The following is a 21,057-nucleotide window of genomic DNA, read 5'->3' as shown; positions in this document are numbered from 1 at the left end:
CGTGCAGCTGAAATACCTGCGGTCGATCAGGCCGCATCAGACAGTAGGATCGCACGAAGAGGATTTCGGTGCTTCAACAGATCCGCCAGAGTGTAGCGGTCGAGCACCGACAGGAAGGCACGCACAGCTTCAGCGAGAATCGACGGCAAGGTGCAGGCCGAGCGAATCGCACAGCTGCCGCAGTCCACCAGATCGAAGCCGCACTCGGTGTGGCGGATCAAGGCGCCGAGGTTAATGTCCTTCGCCGGACGCCCAAGGCGCAGGCCGCCCTTGCGACCCCGTACAGCCTCGATAAACCCCGATGCTGCCAGGTCCTGCACCACCTTCATAAGATGGTTCTCCGAAATGTCGTATGCCCGTGCGATCTCAGCGATCGAGCACAGTCCGTCGCCGTTCACACCCAAGTGCACCAGCACCCGGATTGCGTAATCGGTGTAGCGCGTGAATCTCATATCTGACCTTCGCAAAAAAGATGTACAGCTATTGCATGTTTTTTCCAATAACTATAGTTGCATATAATATGCATCTTATCCCGATGCTACAGCCTGTTGGAGAAGAAAGCTCATGCCCAAGCCACTACGTCCTTCCACCATTGCCGTGGTGAAGGAGACTGTCCCGGCCCTGGCCGCCCACGGTTCAACGATCACAAGGGAAATGTACTCGCGTCTCTTCCGGAACGAGCATATCCGCATGCTTTTCAATCAGGCCAACCAGGGAGAAAGCGGCGCCCAGACCCATGCTCTTGCTGCGGCCATTCTCGGCTACGCTCGTAACATTGATAACCCCGGGGTGCTTGGCGCAGTGATTGAGCGGATCACTCAGAAGCATGTCGGCTACAATATAATGTCTGAACATTATCCCTTCGTGGCAGAGGCCTTACTCGAAGCGATAGCCCATGTTCTTGGTGAAGCGGCAACGCCGGAAATACTTTCGGCCTGGGGAGAGGCGTATTGGTTTCTCGCGGAAATCTTGAAGGAACGCGAGCAGACGATCAGGAATGGAATCCTGGCAGCGGAAGGCGGCTGGACGGGCTGGCGCGACTTTAGGGTCATGGAGAAGCTTCGCGAAAGTTCGGTTATCACCTCATTCTTGCTGCGACCCGACGATGGCGGCAAGGTCGTTCTGCACAAGCCAGGCCAGTATCTTACCTTCATGCTGAGCCCCGATGGTGGTGATACGATCAAGCGCAACTACTCCATCTCATCCGCTCCAAGCAGCGACACTTATCGTATCTCCGTCAAGCGGGAGGCCAACGGCAACGGCGGCTCGCGCTACCTTCACGATCAGGTCACAGTGGGGTCTGTCCTGAAAGTCTCACCGCCGGCTGGCGATTTTTTTCTCCCAGCCGATCAGAATGGTCCGGTCATTCTGTTGTCCGGAGGTGTAGGCCTTACACCAATGGTCAGCATGCTCGAAGCAGTCGTGAACCAAGGACCGCACATCGATGTTCATTATGTCCATGGCGCGCTGAACGGCGATACCCATGCTATGCGCGAGCGAGTGCAGACGCTCGCCCGACGGAACCCGCGCGTTGCGGCCACCACCTTTTACTCCGCGCCAGGTGTGGACGATGTGCTTGGTAAGACCCATGACGCCGAGGGATTTATTAACACTGACTGGCTTCTGGCCAACACGTCATTGCTGACGGCCGATGTTTTCCTGTGTGGTCCTCGCCCGTTCCTACGCACCCTTGTCGCCGCACTCGTCAAGGTCGGCGTGCAGTCAGATCGAATCCATTATGAATATTTTGGCCCAGCGGACGAACTTTTGGCGACTTAGGAAGACTCGACATCGGCGCGAATTTACCGTCGCTCAAAATTGTCACACGGAGCATGCTCATGCAGAATGCCGGAATTGAGGAACTGATGATCGAAGATCAGCCGCATGCCTTCTACAAGGTCGCATTTAGCGACCCGCTCATCGGTCCCGTCTTCGAAGCAAAGTTCGAGCACTTGCCCCCGCTATCTTGACGGCATGTGCGCCTCGGGTCGTTGGCGACGCGGATGAGTGAGCCTGAGCATGCAAAGCGATGGGTTTTCGGCGGTATTTGATCACGGTATTTGAGGTTTGGCCGAGTGGCGACCTCGCGGATCGTGGATAATCTGTGGGTAGGGTATTCCTTCCTTCCATTCATTCCATTCATTCCTTGGTGAGACTGAAAGACCATTCCTCGGCGCCGACCTGCATTTGCTACCGCCGGGAGCGGAGGCAGGGTCAAGGAGGTGTGCCTGGCATGGGCACTGGATTGGAGGTGAAAGTCCTTCGCGGGGCGAGTTGGTAGCAACCGCGAGCCAGAGGCAACTGCATGCAGGGATACGCCGTCGTGAGACGCCGGCCCTGGCGCCGCGAGGCCGTGTGGAGAAGAAGCCCGAGGCGAACCGCAGCACCGAACGAAAGTGAACCTCTGTGCAAGCCGGACCGGTCGGGTGAGCGTGTCTTCGAACGCGATGCCCAAAATCCAACCGAGGCCGGGACGGTAATGGGGGCGGAGGCGGCGGGACATCCAGTGCTCTTACCCAGGGAGATCTGCATGGGTCCGCGTGAGCGGTAGACCCGGAGGAGGCAACGACGACGGAACGATGCCCATGCAGAAGTCGGATCTCTTCGTAGGAGCGATGAAGCTGGTGAAAGCCAGCTGAGCAAAGGGAGAGATGGGTTGAAAAGGACGGGACATCGTCAATTGAGCTTCGTGTTCGCCGACAGCCCGCAAGTGTTGGCGGCGGTGAGAATCCGCGCATAAACGGCGCGGGATAGTTACCATAGTGAATTGACTTAATGAGTGCGGGGCAGTTTGACACGGTGTGGGAGAGTTGGCGGAGGAGGCAGTGGCAGTGGGTAGCTGTCCCTCTGCTCTGAGGCTGCTGCCGTGCTCGCAGCCGTCAAGGACGCTTCGCGCCGCGCAAGAGCGCGGTGGCCTTCGGCCATCCTTGACCGCCGCTGCGCGCGACAGCGTCGGAATTCGCAGGTCGGGACGACAGGATGGCCGTGCTGATCGAACTACAGGATTGGTGTTGTATCAGTGGCGCTGGCGCTTTCAGGGTGGGCGTCGCGCGCCGGTGTCGTTTTGATCAATCCTGGCAATCCGGCTCGGGCGACGTTGAGGCCGGAGACCTGTCAAGCGCACGAAAGGTGAAACGGAGCGACCGCAACGATGACAGAGGTGATGTCCTGGGGGAGTACTGCTGGTCCAGGGCTTTCGCGAAGCCCCGGCGATTGCCAATCCACGCGAAAGCGCGGTTTCCGGTTGCTTAGCAGGACCATGATCCGTCACGCGGACCGCCCGAGCGCGGTAATGGCGATTTCTCGCCGCATGCATGACACGTCCTCGCGGGGTTGCCTGATAACGTCGGCGAGCTTCTCTTTGCCGTTCACGACGAGCTTCCCGGGCGCAAGTTCGCATGCAGTAGATCTGACCTCGGTCGCACTGTGGGCAGACAAGCACTTGGCACAGACAGCGACTGCAAACGAACATTCTGCAGATTATTCCATCAACGCCTGCGGCCGAGCATGACCTGCTGACGCAATTCACACTGTCTTTGGTCATCTGGTCCAACAACTGCTCACTTCCCCAGCTGATTCAAATCCTCGAACGTTCTGCGTTTCCTGACGGACCTCGTACCCGGCCGATCTGGTTCTCGTGTGATTTAGGCGCCGGGTCCAGGTTGCCGTAAAGGCCGGTCAGTGCCGTCCATTTAAATGGACTCGGCAGCTACGCGCCGTTTATGCGCGGATTCTCACCGCCGCCAACAGCAAGGGGGCGACGACGGGAGACGCTCGGACGCATCCGAGAATCGACCGTGGCTGCTGCATACAGCGAAGCGCAAAACCACGGCAGGTCCTGCCGCCCGGGCGGCCGATCCCGATCGGCTGCTGGAGGAAGTGGCGTCCGAGGCAAACCTCGCACGGGCGCTGCTGAACGTAATACGCAACAAGGGTGCCCCGGGAGTCGACGGCCAGACAGTCGAGGAGGCCGAAGCGCAAGCTCCGCGCCTGCTGGCTGTGCTACGCCGTGATCTTCTGGCGGAACGTTTTCGTCCGGGCGACATCCGGCGGGTTTGGATTCCCAAGCCCGGTGGCGGTCAGCGCGGGCTTGGCATTCCGAACGTGGTGACGAGGGTGGTTCAGCAAGCCGTGCTCCAGGTCCTGGAGCCGATCTACGAACCATCTTTTCACACCAGCAGTCACGGTTTCCGTCCCAACCGCGGCGCCCACACGGCGATTGCCGAAGCGACCGGCTATCTGGAAGCGGGCTATCGGGTGGTGGTTGATCTGGACTTGGCGAAATTTTTCGACCGGGTTCATCATCAACGCCTGCTGGATCGTATGAGCCAGCGAATTACCGACCGACGTGTCCTCAATCTTGTACGCCGGATGCTGAAAGCTGCCGTGGTGATGCCGGACGGCACACGTGTCGCCGTCGAGGAAGGAACCCCGCAGGGCGGTCCGCTCTCGCCGTTGCTGTCGAACATCGTACTCGATGAATTCGATCAGGAACTGGCGCGGCGCGGGCTGCGCTTCGTCCGCTATGCCGACGACGCAAATATCTTCGTGCGCAGCGAACGGGCCGGGATACGGATCATGGCATCTCTTCGGCGATTTCTGGAGCACCGACTGCGGCTCCAGATCAACGAAGAGAAGAGCGCGGTCCGCAAACCGGAACAGGTTCATTTCCTTGGCTTCCGCTTCCTCTGTAACGATCGCGCGTCCCCCAATACGGGGATTACGCTGTCCGACAAGGCGAAGCGGGCGGTGATGAACACCATACGGGAACTGACGCCGCCCAATTGGGGTCGGTCGATTAACTCCTGTATGGAGGCTCTCAGCCGTTACCTGAACGGATGGATAGCGCACTACCGGCTTTGTACGCCGGAAGCGGCGCGTGAACTTGGGGCGATCGACGCCCACGTTCGCCGTCGGCTCAGGGCGATCATTGTGCGCCAGAGGAAGCGATCGCGCTTCCTCTATCGGCATCTGCTTGCCCGAAAGATCAGCAAAAAGGCCGCTGCAGGGGCAGCGTATTGCGGCAAGGGGAGCTGGGTAAAATCGAACCGGCCTGGCATGACGAAGGCTTACCCGCCCGCTTGGTTTTGCGAGCGGATGGTCTCACTCAAAACACGCTGGAGCGAACTCAACACCCCTCGGGTCAGCGACCAGCTTACGCTGGCACTCTGATATCGACCCAAGGAGCCGGATGCGGGCCCGCATGTCCGGTTCTGTGAGAGGCGTGGTGGAGTAATCTGCCACGCCTACTCGACGCTCCGCGCCGCAGGCGTGGATGCCTTGACGCTGCCGAACACCCGGCGATGCTGGGCAGGGGTGGGCCGGAAGGATCAGCCGCTGGATGCCTGAGTTTCGATGTGGGCGATCAGTGCCTGGAAGTGATCGACGAATTCCGGGTCGTAGTACTGCGGTTCCTCGACGGCGAACGCGATGACCTTGCGGTAACACTCGATCGCCTGGCGATGGTCCCCCTTGGCCTGATGCAGCCGGCCCAGGCACTCGTAGCCGTCGTGGACGTTGGGGAAGCGTGCCAGAACGTCGTGGGCGCCCCGTTCAGCCTCATCGAATTGCTTCGCCTCGATCAAAGCAAAAACCGCATTGGCGGCATCATCCAGATCGTGGTTGCAGTCCTCGCAGAGATGGGCCGAGAGGGGCGACACTGCGGCGCTTGCGGCGCTTGCGCGGGCCTCGCGGGCGGTTGCCTCATCTTGGGCCATGCAGCAGCGCTTGTATTTCTTGCCGCTGCCGCAGGGACAGAGATTATTGCGTCCGACTTTGGTCATCCCGCCAATTTCAATTCAAAGGATGGTGCCCCTTGTATCAAGCAGTGCTGGCTGATGCCAAGTTTCATGAACAGTTGCTCCTGTTTGATCGCGATATCGCGGCGACCGCCCGGGCGGCAGGATGCACGACATGCGGTGGCGTCCTTCATTCGGCGCAATTTCAGCGCAAACCGCGCGGTGGTCCCCCAGGTTTGAGTGAGGCGTTCGGCCAACGCTTCAGCTTCTGCTGCGCGATCGACGGTTGTCGCAAGCGAACCACCCCGGCATCGCTGCGCTTTCTGGGTCGTAAGGTCTATCTCGCCACAGTGGTGACGTTGATTTCGGCGATGTGCCATGGGCTCACCGCCACCCGCCTGCGGCAATTGTCAGCCACGCTCGGGATCGATCGGCGGACGGTCGCGCGCTGGCGCGTCTGGTGGCTCTCGATATTCACCTCCGAGGAGAGCGCGTTCCGCCCGATTGCCGCGGCAGCCTTCATGCCTCCGGTCGACACCGCGACCCTGCCAGCCTCGGTGCTCGCTCGTTTTCGCGGCGGCATCGAACAACAGCTCGTCTCCCTGCTTCGGTTCCTGGGGCCGTTGACCGGCGGAGCCTCGGCGATGCGCGCTTTCTGACGGGCGTCGCCGACCCGCAGAAGATGCACGTCGCCGACGATCGGTGAGGTGCTTACCGTAAGCCCGCTGATTGGTTTGGAGGGCAGACGTGACGGAACGAGGCAGATCGCGTGTTCAGGAGCGTTGGGCGCAACTGCGGTTCTCGGTGATCGGTCACTTGTTGGCCGCACCGCCGGAGGCGGGCGCGCTGCGCGCGGCCCTGAAGCAACTGGCGGCCCGTGAATGGCGGCATCCGAGTACCGGTGAACCGGTTCGCTTTGGCGTCTCGACGATCGAGCGCTGGTTCTACATCGGCCGCAATGAGCGCCAAGACCCGGTGGGCGTGCTGCGGCGCAAACGTCGCGAGGACGCCGGCCAGCAGGCGTCGATGACTGATGAGATCCGCCAGACCCTGCGGGCTCAATATCAAGCCCACAAGAGTTGGAGTATGCGGTTGCATCACGACAATCTCGTCGCCTTGGCCGAGACCCGGTCCGAACTGCGCCCGGTGCCCTCCTACGCCACGGTCCGGCGGTTCCTGATGACCCATGGCTTGACCAAGCGGTGCCCGATGACGACGCGCCAGACCGCCGGCGCGCTGGCTGCCGCAGCCAAGCTCGATGCGCGTGAGGTCCGCAGCTATGAGGCCGAGTATGTGAACGGAACCTGGCACTGGGATTGTCATTCCGGTTCGCGCAAGGTGCTGACACCGCGAGGGGAGTGGCGAACGCCGATCCTGTTCGGTGTGCTCGATGACCGCTCGCGGTTGGCCTGCCACCTGCAATGGTATCTGTCCGAGAGCGCGGAGGTCATTGCCCACGGTCTGTCGCAGGCCATGCAGAAGCGCGGCATGCCCCGCTCGGCCATGAGTGACAACGGCGCGGCGATGACGGCGACCGAGATCACCGAAGGTCTCGCCCGGCTCGGCGTGGTTCATCAGACCACGCTGCCCTACAGCCCCTACATGAACGGCAAGCAGGAGGTCCTCTGGGGATCGGTCGAGGGTCGGCTGATGGCCATGCTCGAAGGTGTCAATGACCTCACCCTGGCCCGGCTCAACGAGGCGACCCAGGCCTGGGTAGACTACGACTACAATCGCAAGCACCACAGCGAGATCGACGCCACCCCCCTGGCGCGCTTTCTCGCCGGCCCCACCGTGACACGACCATGCCCGGATGCCGCAACTCTGAGACTGGCGTTCACCCGCAGCGAGCAGCGGACCTTGCGAAGGAGCGATGGCACGATCGTCATCGAAGGCCGCCGGTTCGAAGTGCCGAACCAATATCGGCACCTCACCACATTGGAGGTCCGCTTCGCCGCCTGGGATCTTGCCCTGGTTCACCTCGTCGATCCGCAAACCGGCACCGTGCTCTGCAGGCTGTTCCCCCAGGACAAGGCCGCCAACGCCAACGGCCTGCGCCGCAGCTTGCAGCCTGTCAGCGTCGACCCGGTCGCGCCGCCGACCCGCGGGATCGCGCCGTTGCTGGCCGATATGATCGAGCGGCAAGCGGCAACCGGACTGCCCCCAGCCTATCTCCCCAAACACGAAGGAGACGACGCGTGAACAACAAACTGCTCGCACTGTACGGTCTCAAATGGAACCCGTTCACGCCCAACGTGCCGAACGAGGCCCTGCATGTCTCGCCTCGTCTGGAATCGTTCTGTTGGCGCGTCCAGCATCTTGCCGGCGAAGGCGGCTTCGCTCTGGTCACCGGTGCACCGGGTTCCGGCAAATCCGCCGCCTTGCGCATTCTGGCCGCGTCGCTGGCGACATTGCGCGACGTGACCGTCGGCGTGATCAGCCGGCCTCAGGCCAACATCGCCGATTTCTACCGCGAGATGGGCGAGTTGTTCGGCGTCGAGTTACGCCCGCATAATCGCTGGGGCGGGGCTAAAATCCTGCGCCAGCGCTGGCAGGCTCATATCCAGACGACCCTCTCCCGGCCGGTTCTGCTGGTCGATGAAGCGCAGGAGATGCAGCCCGCCGTGCTCGCCGAACTCCGCCTGCTCGCCTCCGCCGACCTCGACTCCCACATCCTCCTGACCATCGTCCTGGCCGGCGACGGACGGCTCGCCGAACGCCTGCGCTCCGAGGAGTTCCTTCCCCTCGCCAGCCGCATGCGTGTACGTCTGGCGATCGAACGCGCCACTCCGCAGGATCTGCAGGAGACCCTGCAGCTTGCCCTCCGCCAGGCCGGTGCCGCCACCCTGATGACCCCGGAAGTGATCGCGACGATCTGCGATCACGCCCAAGGCAATCTGCGAACCCTGATGATCATGGCGGCCGACCTGCTGGACGCCGCTGCACAGCGCGAGGCGCATCAGATCGACGAGACGCTGTTCTTCGAAACCTTCGCCATACCCACGCCAAACACAACCAAGGCGACCGCCCGCCAACGGCGATGACCCCGCTTCCGGTCCAGCCAGCCTACCACCTCACCGATCGCCCCGAGCAGCACCGCTGGCTCGTCGAGGGACTGTGGGCGGAAGAAGCCGTCGGCATCATCGGCGGAGAACCCAAATGCGGCAAATCTTTCCTCGCCCTCGATCTGGCCGTCGCCGTCGCCGCGGGAGTCCCCTGTCTGCGTCGCTTCGCCGTGACCCGCCCCGGCCGCGTCCTGCTCTATCCCGCCGAGGACGCGCTTCACATCGTCCGCCGGCGCCTCGAAAGCATTTGTGCGGCCGCCGGAACCAAACTCGCCGCCCTCGACGTTCAGGTGATCACCGCACCCAGCCTGCGCCTCGATCTCGATGCCGACCGCGAGCGTCTCGCCGACACCATCGCCAGGCTGAAGCCACGGCTCCTCGTGCTCGATCCGTTCGTGCGTCTGCATCGCATCGATGAGAATGTCAGCGGCGAAGTCGCGCCCCTGCTCGCCTTCCTGCGCGAGATGCAGCGGCACCATGCCGTCGCCGTCGCTGTCGTCCACCATGCCAAAAAAGGCGCCGGGACACTCCGCGCCGGTCAGGCCCTGCGCGGATCATCCGAGTTCCACGCCTGGGGCGATTCCAACCTCTATCTCCGCCGCGATGGCGACGATCGCATCATCCTCACCCCAGAGCATCGCGCCGCGCCCGCCATGCCCAGCATCACACTCGAACTGAACCAGCACGATAATGCCCTGGCACTCGAACCCAGTCACGCCAGCGCGCCGTCACCCGACAATGCCACACCAAAATCTCTCGACGATCGCATCACCGCCGCCCTCGCCGAAACCGGACAACCCCAGCCGTTCACCGATCTCCGTGCCCGCTGCCGCATCCGCGCCGCCACCCTCTATCAGCGCCTCACCGCGATGATCGACAACGGATGCGTCACCAAATCCCCCGAAGGGTACCGCCTCACCCAAAACTGACCCCCTTCGCGCCACGTGGATCAATCGCAATTAAGGCATGGCAATCCTCAACTACCAAGCCCAACGGGCCACGCATCACCACTGCGATACTTCCGCTTCCCGCTTCCCGGGACCCCTACAGAACACGGGAAGTGGAACCCGGAAGTCCATCAAATTTCGCGACCGGACGACCATCAAACAACGTGATCCTGCTCATGAGCGGCCGCTAACGCCCATGCTGGCCCACGCACCACTACCGATCGGGGATGAGCATTTCGAGCGTTGACTTGAGATAGGGACGGCGAACGCTCGTGCTCCATGTCCACCAGCCGCGGCAGCGCGGTTCATGCTGGTAACCCGCCGCATCGAACGGAGCCGTTCCGGATGGCATTGACGTCCATCGCGGTGGGTTGTCAAAACGCGGGCCCCCGACTGGGGACCTTGGCCATGTCTGATATGTAAGATGGCATGTCCGTTCCCAGACTTGGGGTGGTTCGGCCTACGCTGCGCCGTGGCGAGGGTTGCCCGCATGGGGTTGGCCTACCTTCAGCGCAGGAGGACGAACCATGGATCAGTATAGCGAGGTTTCGTTGGGCTGGACGTTGCCAAGGCCCGGCATATAGTTGCGGTAGCGGAGGCAGGCCGGAAGGCGAGGTCAGTCAGGTATTACGGGGTCCTGCCTCAATTCGTGTAAAAACCAGGGGGTTGGAACGGAAGCGTTCGGGCCCGCAGGAGAGCCACTTCGTCCATACGCTACGCCAAGATTTGGCGCCGAAATTACCAACGATCGCCCAAACCCCCAGATTCTGGACAGTCCCGCTTCACAGCGGCCCTTTGCGCATCCGAAACCAGCGCCAGGAATCATACCCGAATCACCTGGAAGAAAATCAAGGCGTAGGAAACAGGCGCAGGGGATCCGTTTACCATCAGCCGTTGGATCTCAATGACGGCTTAGCAAATCAATGATCCCATAGACGCGCTTGGGCATCAGCTATGTCGGTATTCGGGAGGGGGCACACTCTGATCGTTACCAAGGTACGGGGCCGCCGCGATCTACAAATGTGCCGGTCGGCCCATCCGGCGGCAGCATCGCCAATTGGATGATCGCTTCCGTGCCTTCCTCGATAGTTTGTTCACCGCGATGCCCATTAAAATCTGTCGCTGTGTAGCCCGGGTCGGCCGCGTTGATTCGGAAGCCAGGAAGCGCGCGAGCATATTGCAGCGTGAGCATGGTCAGCGCGCTTTTGGAGGCGCAGTAGAGTGGCATACGAATTTGGGATTCAAACCGCTGCGGATTTTGCGTGACGGCAAACGAGCCAAGCCCGCTGGATACATTCACGATGACGGGATTCGAAGAGGTTTTCATCCAAGGAATGAAGGCATTCATGACCCGGACGGGTCCGACAACGTTGGTGGCGAATACAGTTTCGGCGTCCTCGCCGGTTAGTTCCGCGGCAGGCTTGCGACTGCCGGCGATACCCGCATTGTTGACCAAAATGTCCAGACGGCTTTCGCGCTCGGCAAAACGAGCGGCCGCATCAAGCACGCTCGCCTCATTCGTGACGTCCAACTGTAGCCATTCGACACCAAGTCGTGATGCGGCTTCAGCACCTCGCTCGGGTTCGCGAGCGCCGATATAGACGCGAACGCCTTGATCTGTAAGGCGGCGGGCGGTTTCGAAGCCAAGGCCCTTGTTGCCGCCCGTGATGAGTGCAATGCGGTCAGCCATTTTCTTGCTCCTTAATTTTTACCCTGCGCGAGGTCGTCCTCGAGCACATGGGTAATGGCGTCGAGTTGCCGGGCCAGCTTGTCCAACGGCATTGTCAAGTTGATCGGATGAGGCGCGATTTGACGAGATCCGATTGATCAGGCGGCCAGGTTGGCGGTGTAGTCGGCCCAGAGCGAGAATGCGTCGGCCCGGCTGTGGCGGAATGATCGGGCGGAGAGGCGATGGCGTTTCGGGCGGAACAGGGTGACGATCTGGTCGTGGGTGGCGAGAAATCTCTGGGCATGGCCGGCGGACTTGAACCGGCCCATGATCTTTTCTCGTCGCCTTGTATGGCGGTGAGAAGCTTCGATCCGATTGTTCAACCGCTTATGGGATCGATGATCGGCACTGCGGCAATCCGTGCGGAATGCGACGTCGTAGCTTCGCAGCTTGTCGGTCACCACGACGCGCGGCTGCCCCCATCGGCGCATCAGCTTGCGGAGAAATCGTCGGGCGGCATCGGCATTGGGGCGTTTCTGGACCAGGATTTCCAGCACATCACCCCGGTCATCGACGGCGCGCCAAAGCCAGCGCGGCTCACCGCCGATGGTGATTACCATTTCGTCGATGTGCCATTTATTGCCTGCCGGCGGCCGGTCGCGCCGGATCTGTGAGGCCATCTGTGGTCCGAACCGATCGACCCACACCCGGATCGTCTCGTAGCTGACCGTCACACCCCGTTCAGCCAGCAGATCTTCAACGTCCCGCAGGCTCAGGTTGAACCGGTAATAGCTCCAGACCGCATACGCGATCACCGATCGGGGAAAGCGATACCCCTTCAAAGGCAACATCAAGCTCAGGTCGATCATGCCAAATCGCTACGGACACCCGCTGCCCTCGTCAACCTGAAAATGCCCCCCATACTGACCCTCCTCATCGCCAGCCCCCATAAAATACCCAAAATCGGGAGCATTTATGTGAGGCAACAGGTCACGCCTCGGGAGCATTTCAGGCGAGGCAATGCGCCCCGCCAATGCCATACAGACTGCTGAAAATGGAGGAGGTTTATGGGTAAGCAGGCAAGATTATGTTGCGCTGGCAACCTGATCCTAAAGGTGGATCGCGTAAAGGTGCTGAGGAATGACGACGAACCGGTCGCATCCGGGAGGTGACATAATCCGTTGGGTCAATGCGCTTGTCGAGCGCGCAATTTTGATCGGAAATCAACTCGCGGGCTTCATCATGGCCAGCGTAGCTCTGCCACGCACTTAACAGGCCGTAGACGTGACTACATGCGATGATCGCCTCGTTCCACTTTTACCCTTGCGCGACGAGGGCGTTCCAGACAGGGCGTCGCCTTGAAATTACCGAGTTGCGCGTGTGCATCCCGCCGGGCCCACAGTCGTTCTACGTAGTTTCCGAGTCTGACAGTCGCGGTGCGAACCGGTTATACCCTCACTCATCCCCTCATTACGTAGCCGGCATGGAATTGCCGAATATGCCGCTGCTGCGCAGCATTTCCGTGAACCGCCGCATCAGGGGCAGTAGCCGGTGCTTCGGCATGTTCGGGATCAATTCATAGAGCATGCACCCCTGACGGAACAACGAGTGTGAGCGGGTCTTCGAAGTGTTGGACTTGAGCTGTCGATCCATTCCCAGGCTCTCGCCTGCCGTCCCGAGCATGGTCAGCAGCGCCATCGCAAACGCGCTGATGAGCAGCAGCCGATCGCGCCGCTCTGGTTCGGCGATGCGGATCTCAGCCATCCCCATCCCAAAACGCAAATCCTTGACGTCCCTGAAGCTGGGTTCGATCGTCCAGCGCCGGGAATATTGCTTGATCAATGTCCCTGCAGACGCCACGGCGTCACTGCTCGCCAGGCACCACGGCTCCTTCATGTCACGCGCATGTACGCACACCACGGCACCGACCTGATAGGCGTGCGAGGCGGTGACGCGCGCACCACGCAGTTTGCGCGCCCGGCCCGATTTGCCGACCCAGTCCGCCGCGGTTCGCGTCTCGCCTGCGGCATCGGTGACATGGATGTTGCCGCGGAAGCGAATGATATAGGCAAAGCCAAGCTCCGTAAGATACGCGAACAGCTTGTGGTCACCGAAGCCGCGGTCGGCCAGGATGGTCACGCGGCAGCCGGGCGGGACAACCTCCGACAGGCGGCGCAGGCAAGTATCCTCGATGGCGTTGCGCTGATCTTTCAATTCCTCTTTCCACATCGACAGCCACAACAGAGGCATCGCCCGGCCATGCTTGCTCACCAGGTTGAGCGCCAACGTTGCCTGATCGTCGCCGTCGAAATCCGTCCAGTCCATGGCAACGACGATGTCGGTCTGCGAACCCACCAGATGCGGTACCCAACGGGCGAAGCTTTCCCAGACGTCGATACTCTCGTTACTGAGCATGCGATCAACCTGCTTGATCGCGTGCTTGGTCACCAGCCCGCGCGCCTGTGCCAACGCCTGACCGATCATCGCGACGGCGAGCGACGCGCCGGTCATCACGCCCAGTGTCGCAGCAGACAGGGAGTCAACGCGTTTGGCGTGGAGATCGTGGGCATACAACTCGTCAATGAATGCGCGGATGTCCTTCAACCGCCCACCATCACGCTTTTTCGATGCTGCAATTCCCATGATCCACCCTCATCCATGCATTCCAACGCTTGGTAGAGAATCGCAGCGAATCGGCGCAATACCTGGACCTATGGAAAATGGGGGGATTCCTGAGGGTTATACCGGTGATGCCACGCAACAGTACAAATATTCGTCGCGCTCTGATCCTCTAAATCTAAATCGTGAGACAGAACCAAGGAGACATAAATTGAAATTCCAGGCACAGGACTTCATTACCAGCGTTCTGTTCGTGATCGTTGCTTTTATCATTCTGAGCGTTCTGATCCGGGCGACGGTCAAGATTTTGCGGGAATACGAGCGCGGGGTTGTGTTCACCCTGGGCCGGTTCCAGAAAGTCAAAGGCCCCGGCTTCATCGTGCTCACTCCGTTCGTTCAAGAAATGGTCCGGGTCGATCTGCGCATTCAAGTCATCGAAATTCCCGCGCAGGACGTGATCTCGCGGGGCAACGTGTCGATGAAGGTCGATGCGGTGCTGTATTTCAACGTGATCGATCCGGAACACGCGGTGATCAAGGTTCAGCAATATCTTCCCGCCACGGTCATGCTCGCGCAGACCACGTTGCGGGCCGTGCTCGGTCAGCATCCGCTCGATGAAATGCTCTCCGAGCGCAAGAAACTCAGCCAGGATCTGCAAGGGATTCTGGAAGGGCAGACCGAGGTCTGGGGCATCAAGATCAGCAATGTCGAGATCCGGGCGGTCGAACTGACAGAGAACATGATCCGTGCCATCGCCAAGCAGGCGGAGGCGGAGCGGGATCGCCGTGCCAAGATCATTCACGCGGAAGCCGAGTTCCAGGCGGCGCAAACGCTGGTCGATGCGGCGACGATCCTGTCCAGCGTGCCGGCGGCGATGCAGCTGCGTTATTTGCAGACCCTCACCGAAATCGGAGCCGAACAGAACTCGACGGTGATTTTTCCGATGCCGCTCGACATCATCAAGCCGTTGCTCGCCTTGCTCGATTCCAAAGCTGCCGCCGTGCCGCCCCCGCCGTTGCCCGTCGCCGTACATGCTGTGGCATGACGCTGCCGCCCGATATGCCGCGGGCGGGCCGGTGCCCGGAGCGGCAATCGAACGGACGGCATCCATGCATTGCGGGACGTGTGCGGCGCGGCATGTCGGGCTCTGCGATGCGCTGAGCGCGGACGGTCTTGCGGAACTCGCCGACGCTGCCTGCTGGTGCAGCCTGCCCAGGGGCTGCATCCTGATGGCAGAAGGCGAACCCGGCGCGCATTTCATCAATGTGAGCCACGGTACCGTGAGGCTGTCCAAGGATATGCAGGATGGCCGACGACAGGTGATCGGGTTCGTGTCCACCGGCGCTTTCGTCGGGCTCGGTGCCGAGGCGCGATACAGTTTCACCGCGACGACCCTGGACGAGGTGCGGTTCTGCCGGTTCGACCGGACCGGGTTGCGCGAACTGTTCCTGCGCTATCCGGTGCTGGAGCAGCGGCTGCTCGCCGCGGCGTGCAACGAGCTGGCGCTGGCACAGGGGCAGATGCTGTTGCTGGGCCGCAAGCCCGCACGCGAGCGGCTGGCGACGTTTCTGATCGACTGGTCCAGTAACTTTTCCAACCGGGAGCCGACGGCGCTCGTCGTTCTGCCGATGTGCCGGGGCGATATCGCCGATTATCTCGGCCTGACCATCGAGACGGTATCGCGCTGTCTCACGGCTATGCGCAAGCAATGCCTGATCGCGATCGATGCCGAGCACAATATTTCGATCATCGATCGGACCACGCTTCAGGCGATCGGTTCGGGCGCGACCAATTAGGTATCGGTTGATCCAGATCAACGCGGGGATGCAGCGGCCCGGCTATGGTGCATCGACCGTGATTTTGCGGACCGCGCAGAGGAACAACCGCCATGGATCAGACCACGCTCCCGCTCATCAACCCACCGGTGACACCTGGCACCGCGAGCCAGCCCGAAAGCCGCAAGCTCGGCGTCATTCTGCTCAGCGGCGTCGTGGTCGGCTCGATGATCGGCGGCGGATCGTTCAACCTGCCGCAAAACATGGCGCAGGGGGCTGGGCTCGCGGCCATCGCGATCGCCTGGGTGATCACCTTCATCGGGATGTATTTTCTCTCGAACAGTTTCCGCATCCTGTCGGACAAGCGGCCCGACCTCAAGGCCGGGATCTACTCCTACGCGCAGGACGGTTTCGGCCGGTTCGCCGGGTTCCAGATGGCGTGGGGCTACTGGCTCAGTGCCGCGTTCGGCAATGTCGCCTTCGCGGTGCTGATCATGCAGATCCTGGGTTATTTTTTCCCGGTCTTCGGCAACGGGCAGAACTGGGCGTCGCTGATCGGCGCCTCCGTGCTGATCTGGGTGATGTGCCTGATCGTCATGACCGGGGTGAAGCGGACCGCCGCCCTCAACGTTCTGGCCAGTGTGCTGAACATCGTGACGATCGGCTTCGCATTGCTGGTGATGGCGTATTACGCGACCGGCGGGCACTTCACCTTCGATATCTGGGGCCAGAAGAACCACCTCGGCAGCCTGTTCACCCAGGTGAAGAGCACCATGCTGGTGACGCTGTGGGTGTTCATCGGCATCGAAGCCGCCGTGGTCGTTTCCGACCGGGCGCGCAAGATGTCCGATGTCGGCCCGGCGACGTTCATAGGGTTGGGTGTGTGTACGCTGCTCTATGCGCTGCTCTCGATCATGCCGTTCGGCATCATGCATCAGGGTGATATCGCCAAACTTGCCAACCCTTCCGCAGCCTATGTGCTGTCGGCGGTGGTCGGGTGGTGGGGGGCGGTGTTCGTCAATATCTCGCTGTTGATCGCGGTGCTCGGATGCTGGCTGGCCTGGACCATCCTGACCGCGGAACTGCCGTTCGAAGGGGCCAAGGGAGGCGTGTTTCCAAAATTTCTTGCCCGCGAAAACCGCTTTCATGCGGCGGTGCCCTCGCTGCTGGTGTCCAGCGTGGTTATGCAGATCACCATGTTCGTCGTGCTGTTCGCGCATAACGCGTGGCTCTGGCTGATCGACATCTGCGGCGTCATGATCCTGCCGCCGTATTTCACCAGCACACTGTTCCTCGCGCTCTATGCCTCGAAACCGGGCTATGTCGAAACCCATTTGGAAGGCCGCCGCACCGCGCTGATCACGGGTATTCTGGGTGCGATCTACTCGCTGTGGCTGCTCTATGCAGCCGGTCCGGAATTCGTTTTGATGTCAACCATCATCTTCGCGGTCGGCATTCCGGTGTTCTGGTACGCCAAGCGCGATCATTTCCCGCATCTGCCCGTGTTTTCCAAACGGGAAACCGCTTCGGTCGGTCTGCTGCTCGGTGTGGCGGTGGTTGCGATGGTGCTGTTCGCGAAGGGGATCGTGAAAGTCACCTGATCGGCACGGACGGCGACGCGGCAACAGGAAAGCGTAAACGCATGCCATTCGACACATTGTTCGGCCTCCTCGCATGCAGTGAAGTTCTGCACGAAACGTCGCACGAGGCGGCCCACCTCCGCGATATCCTGAGTGAGGTGACCCGGCGCGGCTACGCCGTCACGGAGACCGCGACCGTCGCGGATGCCGTGGAGGCGGTGCGGGCGGATTCCGCGATCGGGTGCGTCCTGCTCGAATGGGGCGACGGGGATTGGCGGCATGACACCGACGCGCTGATCGAGACGATCCGGGCGCGCGGGCTGGAAATGCCGATTTTTCTGCTGGTCCGGCGGCACCGGCTGGATGAAATCCCGGTCGCGGTACTCGGCAAGGTCACCGGCTATCTGTTTCTGGCCGAGGACATGCCCGACTTCATTGCGAAGAATTTGATCGGGCATCTGAAAATTTATGCCTCGACGCTGAAAACGCCGTTCTTTGGTGCGATGGTCGACTATGCCGAGGAAGGCAATCAGGTCTGGACCTGTCCGGGGCATAATGGCGGGATCTTCTATTGGAAAAGTCCGGTCGGTCGGCTGTTCGTCGAGCATCTCGGTGAGGCGATCTTTCGCAACGACCTCGACAATTCGGTGGTCGAACTGGGCGATCTGCTGACCCATGAGGGGCCGGCGTTGCAGGCGCAGCGCGAGGCGGCGGTGATTTTTGGTGCCGATCGGACCTATTTCGTGTTGAACGGCACATCGACCTCCAACAAAATCGTGCTCGGCGCCCTGGTCGCCCAGGGCGATCTCGTGCTGGTTGACCGCAACAATCATAAGTCGATCCATCATGGCGCTCTGATCAATGCGGGTGGTATTCCGGTCTATCTGCCGACCGACCGCAATCCGCAGGGGCTGATCGGGCCGATCGATTACGCCTCGCTCGACGAGGCCGCGATCCGCGCGCGGATCGCCGCTCATCCGCTCGTCTCCGACCCCGCGGCGGCGCGCGCGGCCAAGCCCTTCCGGGTCGCGGTGATCGAACAATGCAGTTACGACGGCACGATCTACAGTGCCGAAATGATCTACAGCAGGCTGAGCCCGCTATGCGACTACATATTGTTCGATGAGGCCTGGGCCGGGTTCATGAAGTTCCACCCGCTATTCGCCGGACGATTTGCGATGGGTCTGACCGATATGGCGGAAGATGGCGCCGGCATCATCGCGACCCAGTCGACCCACAAGCAGCTCGCCGGCTTCTCGCAGGCCTCGCAGATCCATGTGAAGGATCGTCATATCAAGGGGCAGCAGCGGCAGGTAACGCACAAGCGCTTCAATGAAACCTTCATGCTCCATGCCTCGACATCGCCGTTCTATCCGTTGTTCGCCTCCCTCGATGTCGGAGCGCAGATGATGAAGGGGCGTGCCGGTCAGGTCATGTGGGATGACACGATCCGCCTCGGAATCGAGCTGCGCAAGAAACTCCGGGCGTTGGCGGACGAGTTCTCAGCCGCCGCGGCCCATCCGGCGGAGGCCTGGTTTTTCGACCCGTTCGTGCCCGACCGGATTCCAGCACTCGGGACCGCCGAAGGCACGATCCGCTGGCAGGATGCCCCGACCGATCGCCTCGCAAGCGATCCGGCGTGCTGGGCGCTGGAACCCGGCGCCGCCTGGCACGGTTTCACCCATGTCGTGCCCGGCTATGCGATGACCGACCCCAACAAGCTCACGCTGATCACGCCCGGCCTGTCGCGGGCGGATGGCACGTATGAGGACCATGGGATCCCTGCGGCAATTCTTGCCGAATATCTCAGGGAAAATCGGATCGTGCCGGAAAAGAACGACTTGAACAGCATTCTGTTCCTGCTGACACCGGGAATGGAATCGAGCAAGGCAGGCACGCTGCTGAGTGCGCTGGTTGGCTTCAAGACCCTGCACGATCGCAACGCGCCCTTGAGCGAGGTTCTGCCCGACTTCACCGCGCGCCACGGCACACGATATGCGAAAATCGGCCTGTATGATCTCTGCCACGAGATGCATGAGTTCTATCGCGCGCACGATGTCAGCGCCCTGCAACGCGATCAGTTCCGCGCGGCGCATTTTCCCGAGATCGTCATGAGCCCGCAGCAGGCGATGCAGCACTTCATCCGCAACGATGTCGATTACCTGCCGCTCGATCAGTTGGCCGGTCGCGTCGCGGCAACGCTCGCGCTGGTCTATCCGCCCGGGATCGGCGTGATCGTGCCGGGCGAACGCTACGATGAGCGTGCCCGCCCGATGGTGGATTATCTGCGGATGTTCGAAGCCGCCGCCAACCGCTTTCCCGGCTTCGAAAGCGAAATCCAGGGGGTATTCCGCGAGACCGCCGAAGACGGCCGGATCAAGCTGTTCACCTATGTGGTGCGGTCATGAACGACGCTGCGAACCCGGCGGGTGCGATGGCGGAGGCACCACTCGGCACCTATTCCGAGGTCGGGGTGCTGCGCGAGGTGATGGTGCACCGGCCCGACCTCAGTCTGACCCGGCTGACCCCGGGCAATTGCCGCGATCTGCTGTTTGACGATGTGCTCTGGGTAAAAAAAGCCCGCCAGGAGCACGATGCCTTCGTCGATACCATGCGCGAGCGCGGGGTCGTGGTGCACGAATTCGGCGCGATGCTGGCCGAAACCATGGCGGACCCGGTGGCGCGGACGTGGCTGCTCGATCGCCGCGTCGATATCGGGCATCTCGGGCATGGCACGATGGGCGAGGTTCGCGCCTGGCTCGATGAATTGCCGGCAACGCAGCTCGCGACCTATCTGGTGGGCGGCATCGTGCGTGCCGATCTGCCGTTCGCCCCGACCGGGCTGTTCGGTGCGACGCGCACGCCGCACGATTTCGTGCTGCCGCCGTTGCCCAACCAGTTGTTCACCCGCGACAGCTCCTGCTGGGTCGGCAAAGGGGTGTTCATCAACCCGATGTTCTGGCCGGCGCGGCGGCCCGAAGCCATCAATGCCGCCAGCGTCTATCGGTTTCATCCGCGTTTCAGGAACGCCGATTTCGTGCGCTACCTCGACGCATCCGACCAGGATTACAGCCCGATCAGCCTGGAGGGCGGTGATGTGATGCCGCTGGCCGGCGGGGTCGTGCTGATCGGCATGGGCGAACGCTCGACGCCGCAGGCGGTAACCGATTATGCCAGCCGCCTGTTCCGGCACGGCGCGGCGACACGGGTGATCGCGGCGCTGATGCCGCGCGATCGCAGCTTCATGCATCTCGATACCGTCTTCACGTTCTGCGATCGCGATCTGGTGACGGTATTTCCCGAAATCGTCGATCAGATCACGACATTCTCGCTTTACCCCGAGGACGATGCCGGGCGCATCCGGGTGGTGCGCGAGGCAGATCGTTTCACCACCGTGGTGGCCAGCGCAATCGGCGTGCCCCATCTGCGACGGATCGCGACGGGCGGCCACACAGCGGAAGCCGAACGCGAACAATGGGATGACGGCAACAACGTCGTCGCGCTCTCGCCCGGCGTGGTGATCGCCTACGATCGTAACGTCGATACCAACACGCTGCTGCGCAAGGCCGGCATCGAGGTCATCACCATCGAGGGCGCCGAGCTTGGGCGCGGGCGGGGCGGCGGGCATTGCATGACCTGCCCGCTGGCGCGCGATCCGATCTGA

Annotated in this window: 18 protein-coding genes; 12 read left to right on the top strand and 6 right to left on the bottom strand. The window is 61.6% G+C overall.

Annotated features, from left to right (window positions below):
- Positions 1-26: 26 nt before the first annotated feature.
- Positions 27-452 (bottom strand): Rrf2 family transcriptional regulator, encoded by a 426-nt coding sequence (locus SIL87_RS19700; protein WP_319615855.1) that lies wholly within the window; start codon positions 450-452, stop codon positions 27-29.
- A 112-nt stretch (positions 453-564) separates the two neighbouring features.
- Between SIL87_RS19700 and hmpA the strand changes: the two genes are divergently transcribed.
- From hmpA to ltrA, 3 genes are all read left to right on the top strand, one after another.
- Positions 565-1,779 (top strand): NO-inducible flavohemoprotein, encoded by a 1,215-nt coding sequence (hmpA, locus tag SIL87_RS19695; RefSeq protein ID WP_319615854.1) that lies wholly within the window; start codon positions 565-567, stop codon positions 1,777-1,779.
- A 59-nt stretch (positions 1,780-1,838) separates the two neighbouring features.
- A complete protein-coding gene (locus SIL87_RS19690) occupies positions 1,839-1,970 on the top strand; it encodes a hypothetical protein (protein WP_319615853.1) in 132 nt (43 codons plus the stop codon).
- 1,726 nt (positions 1,971-3,696) lie between these two features.
- Positions 3,697-5,172 (top strand): group II intron reverse transcriptase/maturase, encoded by a 1,476-nt coding sequence (ltrA, locus tag SIL87_RS19685; RefSeq protein WP_319615852.1) that lies wholly within the window; start codon positions 3,697-3,699, stop codon positions 5,170-5,172.
- Positions 5,173-5,330: 158 nt separating this feature from the next.
- On the opposite strand, the gene SIL87_RS19680 is transcribed toward ltrA, so the two are convergent.
- Together SIL87_RS19680 and SIL87_RS19675 are read right to left on the bottom strand one after the other, a co-directional pair.
- Positions 5,331-5,783, bottom strand: coding sequence for an SEC-C metal-binding domain-containing protein (locus SIL87_RS19680; RefSeq protein ID WP_029314279.1), 453 nt, complete (start codon positions 5,781-5,783; stop codon positions 5,331-5,333).
- Positions 5,780-5,995, bottom strand: coding sequence for a hypothetical protein (locus SIL87_RS19675; protein WP_319615851.1), 216 nt, complete (start codon positions 5,993-5,995; stop codon positions 5,780-5,782). The genes SIL87_RS19680 and SIL87_RS19675 overlap by 4 nt, the downstream gene beginning before the upstream one ends.
- Between SIL87_RS19675 and SIL87_RS19670 the strand changes: the two genes are divergently transcribed.
- From SIL87_RS19670 to SIL87_RS19655, 4 genes are all read left to right on the top strand, one after another.
- Positions 5,975-6,397 carry a hypothetical protein gene (locus SIL87_RS19670; RefSeq protein WP_319615850.1) on the top strand — a complete coding sequence of 141 codons (423 nt, stop codon included), beginning with the start codon at positions 5,975-5,977 and terminating at the stop codon, positions 6,395-6,397. The genes SIL87_RS19675 and SIL87_RS19670 overlap by 21 nt on opposite strands.
- Positions 6,398-6,485: 88 nt before the next feature.
- On the top strand, positions 6,486-7,940 hold the full coding sequence (locus tag SIL87_RS19665) for a DDE-type integrase/transposase/recombinase (protein ID WP_319615849.1): 1,455 nt from the start codon (positions 6,486-6,488) through the stop codon (positions 7,938-7,940).
- Entirely contained in the window at positions 7,937-8,782 is an 846-nt protein-coding gene (locus SIL87_RS19660; protein ID WP_319615848.1) for an ExeA family protein, read from the top strand. The genes SIL87_RS19665 and SIL87_RS19660 overlap by 4 nt, the downstream gene beginning before the upstream one ends.
- Entirely contained in the window at positions 8,779-9,732 is a 954-nt protein-coding gene (locus SIL87_RS19655; protein WP_319615847.1) for an AAA family ATPase, read from the top strand. The genes SIL87_RS19660 and SIL87_RS19655 overlap by 4 nt, the downstream gene beginning before the upstream one ends.
- Positions 9,733-10,738: 1,006 nt before the next feature.
- Here the strand turns inward: SIL87_RS19655 and SIL87_RS19650 are convergent.
- The 3 genes from SIL87_RS19650 to SIL87_RS19640 all read right to left on the bottom strand — a co-directional run bounded on the left by SIL87_RS19650 (position 10,739) and on the right by SIL87_RS19640 (position 14,062).
- Positions 10,739-11,440 carry an SDR family oxidoreductase gene (locus tag SIL87_RS19650; protein ID WP_319615846.1) on the bottom strand — a complete coding sequence of 234 codons (702 nt, stop codon included), beginning with the start codon at positions 11,438-11,440 and terminating at the stop codon, positions 10,739-10,741.
- A 137-nt stretch (positions 11,441-11,577) separates the two neighbouring features.
- Complete coding sequence (locus tag SIL87_RS19645; RefSeq protein ID WP_405055249.1) at positions 11,578-12,288, bottom strand: IS6 family transposase; 711 nt, start codon at positions 12,286-12,288, stop codon at positions 11,578-11,580.
- 601 nt (positions 12,289-12,889) lie between these two features.
- On the bottom strand, positions 12,890-14,062 hold the full coding sequence (locus SIL87_RS19640) for an IS4 family transposase (protein WP_319612376.1): 1,173 nt from the start codon (positions 14,060-14,062) through the stop codon (positions 12,890-12,892).
- On the opposite strand from SIL87_RS19640, the gene SIL87_RS19635 reads away from it, so the two are divergent.
- The 5 genes from SIL87_RS19635 (at position 14,061) to SIL87_RS19615 (ending at position 21,057) form a co-directional block, all read left to right on the top strand.
- Entirely contained in the window at positions 14,061-15,083 is a 1,023-nt protein-coding gene (locus SIL87_RS19635; RefSeq protein WP_319615845.1) for a slipin family protein, read from the top strand. The two genes, SIL87_RS19640 and SIL87_RS19635, sit on opposite strands and share 2 nt — an antisense overlap.
- Positions 15,070-15,834: a Crp/Fnr family transcriptional regulator gene (locus tag SIL87_RS19630; protein WP_319615844.1), complete on the top strand. Its 765-nt coding sequence runs from the start codon at positions 15,070-15,072 to the stop codon at positions 15,832-15,834. Before SIL87_RS19635 ends, SIL87_RS19630 begins: the two co-directional genes overlap by 14 nt.
- Before the next feature lie 92 nt (positions 15,835-15,926).
- The gene (locus SIL87_RS19625) at positions 15,927-17,414 is read left to right on the top strand and encodes a basic amino acid/polyamine antiporter (protein ID WP_319615843.1); all 1,488 of its coding nucleotides are present in this window, start codon (positions 15,927-15,929) and stop codon (positions 17,412-17,414) included.
- A gap of 41 nt (positions 17,415-17,455) precedes the next feature.
- Complete coding sequence (locus tag SIL87_RS19620; RefSeq protein ID WP_319615842.1) at positions 17,456-19,801, top strand: Orn/Lys/Arg family decarboxylase; 2,346 nt, start codon at positions 17,456-17,458, stop codon at positions 19,799-19,801.
- Positions 19,798-21,057: an arginine deiminase gene (locus tag SIL87_RS19615; RefSeq protein WP_319615841.1), complete on the top strand. Its 1,260-nt coding sequence runs from the start codon at positions 19,798-19,800 to the stop codon at positions 21,055-21,057. The genes SIL87_RS19620 and SIL87_RS19615 overlap by 4 nt, the downstream gene beginning before the upstream one ends.

The sequence above is a fragment of the Acidiphilium acidophilum genome (genome assembly GCF_033842475.1).
Classification (GTDB): Bacteria; Pseudomonadota; Alphaproteobacteria; order Acetobacterales; family Acetobacteraceae; genus Acidiphilium; species Acidiphilium acidophilum.
The sequence above is the reverse complement of the archived record's forward strand: the minus strand, read 5'-3'. Positions and strand labels throughout refer to the sequence as shown.

What these genes read in the sequence shown, in the direction of transcription:
- SIL87_RS19700 (WP_319615855.1), bottom strand. Translation starts at nt 452, where the DNA reads ATGAGATTCACGCGCTACACCGATTACGCAATCCGGGTGCTGGTGCAC.
- hmpA (WP_319615854.1), top strand. Translation starts at nt 565, where the DNA reads ATGCCCAAGCCACTACGTCCTTCCACCATTGCCGTGGTGAAGGAGACT.
- SIL87_RS19690 (WP_319615853.1), top strand. Translation starts at nt 1,839, where the DNA reads ATGCAGAATGCCGGAATTGAGGAACTGATGATCGAAGATCAGCCGCAT.
- ltrA (WP_319615852.1), top strand. Translation starts at nt 3,697, where the DNA reads ATGGACTCGGCAGCTACGCGCCGTTTATGCGCGGATTCTCACCGCCGC.
- SIL87_RS19680 (WP_029314279.1), bottom strand. Translation starts at nt 5,783, where the DNA reads ATGACCAAAGTCGGACGCAATAATCTCTGTCCCTGCGGCAGCGGCAAG.
- SIL87_RS19655 (WP_319615847.1), top strand. Translation starts at nt 8,779, where the DNA reads ATGACCCCGCTTCCGGTCCAGCCAGCCTACCACCTCACCGATCGCCCC.
- SIL87_RS19650 (WP_319615846.1), bottom strand. Translation starts at nt 11,440, where the DNA reads ATGGCTGACCGCATTGCACTCATCACGGGCGGCAACAAGGGCCTTGGC.
- SIL87_RS19645 (WP_405055249.1), bottom strand. Translation starts at nt 12,288, where the DNA reads ATGATCGACCTGAGCTTGATGTTGCCTTTGAAGGGGTATCGCTTTCCC.
- SIL87_RS19635 (WP_319615845.1), top strand. Translation starts at nt 14,061, where the DNA reads ATGATCCACCCTCATCCATGCATTCCAACGCTTGGTAGAGAATCGCAG.
- SIL87_RS19640 (WP_319612376.1), bottom strand. Translation starts at nt 14,062, where the DNA reads ATGGGAATTGCAGCATCGAAAAAGCGTGATGGTGGGCGGTTGAAGGAC.
- SIL87_RS19630 (WP_319615844.1), top strand. Translation starts at nt 15,070, where the DNA reads ATGCTGTGGCATGACGCTGCCGCCCGATATGCCGCGGGCGGGCCGGTG.
- SIL87_RS19625 (WP_319615843.1), top strand. Translation starts at nt 15,927, where the DNA reads ATGGATCAGACCACGCTCCCGCTCATCAACCCACCGGTGACACCTGGC.
- SIL87_RS19620 (WP_319615842.1), top strand. Translation starts at nt 17,456, where the DNA reads ATGCCATTCGACACATTGTTCGGCCTCCTCGCATGCAGTGAAGTTCTG.
- SIL87_RS19615 (WP_319615841.1), top strand. Translation starts at nt 19,798, where the DNA reads ATGAACGACGCTGCGAACCCGGCGGGTGCGATGGCGGAGGCACCACTC.